Origin of the sequence: Mycobacterium sp. (assembly GCF_050700595.1) — a bacterium.
Lineage (GTDB): Bacteria > Actinomycetota > Actinomycetes > Mycobacteriales > Mycobacteriaceae > Mycobacterium.
Map to the genome: position 1 here is coordinate 1 of NZ_JBOHHI010000219.1, position 3,306 is coordinate 3,306.

The following is a 3,306-nucleotide window of genomic DNA, read 5'->3' on the forward strand; positions in this document are numbered from 1 at the left end:
AGCTTGGCTCGGTGAAAACCGATTGTGAGCGGATCGCGCATGTCGGTCATCAGCGGGAAGTCGAGGAGCCTGGCGACGTCAAGTTCGTAGTCCAGCCAGCGGGCGTCGGTTCGGCCGTGCTCCTCCAGGGTGCGTGTCAACGACCGCCACCGGGCGACTTGATTGCCGTCGGTGTTTTGGCGGGGCGCGGCCACCGCCCGGTCGGGGTCGCGCGATTCCTCGACTCGCCGCCTGTTGGCGGAGACCGCTTTGATCGCCGCGATAATCACCCCGGCCAGCGGCACTATCACGATCAGAAGTTCCGCCAACCGAAACAGCAAACCCACATGGCCAGGATGCCAGTCCCGGTAGGCCCGCTGCACGGCCCCGGGGAGGTCAGTTCACCACGGGGAATCGTGCAGAGCCAGGATGATGAAGACGTAGGTCATGCACAACAGCAGGTTCAGTGCGGCCAGCACCATGCCCGACACGATGAGCCAGTAGACGGCCCGGCGTCGGCTGCGCTTGAACTTCGCGATGCGCTCCTCGCGTTTCGTCTCGGTGGCCACGATCGCAAAATTCACGTTCACGAACTCATCGGACGCGCAGGGTGCACCCGCCGCTATTTCCCGAAGGCGCGCCGCCGGGATTCCGACGCCGACGCCGGCGAACTGCCGGCTCATTTTTCGCGCCCGCCTGCGGCCGAGTGCGCGAGGTTTTGCGTGCAAACCATGCGAGGTCCTCCCCCCACGGTCGCGCCACAGGTTGGAGGAGGTCGCCATGGTGATTACTCTAGGGCGACCCGGCCTCCACCAACAGACATCCGGCCCGGTTTGCACCGGCGAGTCGCGGATCAAACTCGCTCGCGGACTTTATACGTCGCGGGCCACGACTTTCGAGCGTCGTCTCCCACCAGAGGAGTTCCCATACCGCCGACCTTGACGTCGTAGGCCTCCTTACCGGCACCGACTTCGCGGTTGGCGTGCTGGGTAGCCAGGTAGTACAGCTCGTCGATGGTGGCTTCGTCGTACGCGACAAACGTGGTTTTACGTGCGACGTTGGCGACCGCGGTGGACATCCTGTCGGTCAGCAGTCGTGACGCGAACGCCCCCGACGCCAACAGTGCGGACGGGATCACCCAGTAGCACACGAACGCCAGGGGTTGCTTCGTATCGAGAATCGTGACGTCATTCGCGACGATCGGCGGGACCGAGGATGACACCGTCATAGCGGCGAACACCGCGACCCAAATCCAGGTCAGCAACGCGGGCTGACCCGCTTCGGCGACCTCACGCACGAAGGGCTTGCCGATGAGCACGCCGCCAAGAGCCGCCAGAAAGATCCCGGCGTTGCTCAGCGGTAGCATCCACCGTTCCACGACGGACTGGCTCATCGTGAAGGTCAGAACCGCGAGCACCAGAAACGTTGCAACAGCCCCGATTTCGAGTGTGCGTCGCACTGACCGTCGTGGCAGGCCGATCGCAAAAGCGGTGATCGCGACCGCCAATGCGACCAATACGGAGGTGGTGAAGGGAACGTTGCCGACAAGCACCCAATAGACGATCCACGGCGCGAAGCCGACCAGAATGCCCACGATCCGACATCCTATGACCGGCTGACGCAAACGTTCAGGCCGGCGTGGGCTCGCTGACCTTGACCAACATCTTGCCGTTGTTGACACCGATGAACAGCCCGTTGAGGGCCTCGACGCACGACTCGATGCCCTCGAGGACGGTTTCGCGGTGTACGAGTAGTCCCTGTTGCTCCCATTGGCGCAGCGCGGCGAACGCCTCATCGAAGCGGCCCCACTGGTCGAGCGTGTTGAATCCCTGCATGAGCGCGGTCTTGGCCAACAGGTTGACGTAGTTGGCCGGCCCCGGGTGCTCGCCGGTCAGGTAGCTGGAGATGACACCGCAGAGCACCACCCGCGCCTTGGCCGCCAGGCGGCCCAGCACGGCGTCAAGGATCGGCCCGCCGACGTTGTCGAAGTAGACGTCGACGCCTCGGGGGCAATGCTGTTTGAGCGCCGCCGGCAGGCCGGCCGACCGGTAGTCGATGCACGCGTCGAATCCGAAGTCCTCGACCACCGCGCGGCACTTCAGCGGTCCGCCCGCGATGCCGACCACCCGGGCGCCCGCGATCTTGGCGATTTGCCCGGCGATGGAACCGGTGGCACCGGCCGCCGCCGAGACCACCACGGTTTCTCCGGACCGGGGCCGGCCGATGTCGTGCATACCGAAGTATGCGGTGGCACCGGTCGGTCCGTAGACCGACATCACCGCCAGTTGGTCGGTCACGCCGGGCATCGGTGTAGTGAATATATCGTCACGGACGACGACGTACTCCTGGAAACCCGACAGGGTGGTCACCACGTCGCCGACCGCGTAGGCGTCGCAGCGCGACGCCACCACCTCGCCGATCCCGGCCGCCCTGATGACCTCACCCAGCTGCACCGGCGGCAGATAGCCCGGCTGGTCGTTAAGCCAGGTTCGCGCTGCGGCGTCGATCCCGACATATGTGTTGCGGACCAGCGCCTCGCCTTCGGCGGGTTCGGGTGCCGGCGAGCTGACCATCTCGGTATCACCGGGCCGGAGTAGCCCGTTCGGGCGGCGACGCAGCAGGATTTGGCGGTTCGTGAGGCCGGGCACGATGCGAACCTACCGATCGACCGCTTCGGCAACCGAAGCGCGATCAACAAAGTTCAGAGTTTTCTTCGTTTTGCGAGGTACGCAGCGGGGTACTGCGATCTCGCCAGGTCAAAGTGTGAGGTGGTGGAGAGGCAAATGAACGTCGGCAAATCAACTCAAGCTGGTCGGGGCTGTCTGGGGGTGCCATGGCTCAGCGCACGCCAGGTCGCTCTTTTTCTCGGTGCAGCGGGGGTGACTGCAGCGGCGGCGGCGCTGAGTTCAGCGGTCGGTTCTCCCTCCGCGAACGCCGCGCCATGCCCCAACGTGGAAGTGGTGTTCGCCCGCGGCACGATGGAGCCACCCGGTGTCGGCGAGACCGGGCAGGGGTTCGTCGACGCGTTGAACGCCCGGCTCGGGACACCCGTGGGCGTGTATCCGGTCAATTATCCTGCCAGTCTTGACTTCCCGACCGCCGTCGACGGTGTGATCGACGAGGGTAATCACGTCGCCTCGATGGCGGCCAACTGTCCCAACACCAAGATGGTGCTCGGCGGATACTCCCAAGGTGCGGCCGTGACGGGTTACGTCACCTCTGACCGAATCCCTGACGGCTACACCCCGCCCGAGGCCATTACCGGACCGATGGCGCCCGGGGTCGCCAGCCACGTCGCCGCGGTGGCCCTCTTCGGGACACCATCCA

Annotated in this window: 4 protein-coding genes and 1 pseudogene; 1 reads left to right on the forward strand and 4 read right to left on the reverse strand. The window is 65.2% G+C overall.

Annotated elements, in window-relative coordinates; genetic code table 11:
* The 4 genes and pseudogenes from ACRDTL_RS19930 to ACRDTL_RS19945 form a co-directional block, all read right to left on the reverse strand.
* Nucleotides 1–326: pseudogene (locus ACRDTL_RS19930) on the reverse strand (hypothetical protein); the annotation flags it as partial.
* A gap of 54 nt (nt 327–380) precedes the next feature.
* On the reverse strand, nt 381–662 hold the full coding sequence (locus ACRDTL_RS19935; protein WP_431508420.1) for a hypothetical protein: 282 nt from the start codon (nt 660–662) through the stop codon (nt 381–383).
* A 170-nt stretch (nt 663–832) separates the two neighbouring features.
* Nucleotides 833–1,573, reverse strand: a complete 741-nt coding sequence (locus ACRDTL_RS19940) for a hypothetical protein (protein ID WP_431508421.1) — start codon at nt 1,571–1,573, stop codon at nt 833–835.
* Nucleotides 1,574–1,607: 34 nt separating this feature from the next.
* Entirely contained in the window at nt 1,608–2,627 is a 1,020-nt protein-coding gene (locus ACRDTL_RS19945; RefSeq protein ID WP_431508422.1) for an NADP-dependent oxidoreductase, read from the reverse strand.
* 231 nt (nt 2,628–2,858) lie between these two features.
* On the opposite strand from ACRDTL_RS19945, the gene ACRDTL_RS19950 reads away from it, so the two are divergent.
* The coding region (locus ACRDTL_RS19950; protein ID WP_431508423.1) for a cutinase family protein at nt 2,859–3,306 on the forward strand (448 nt) is incomplete at its 3' end.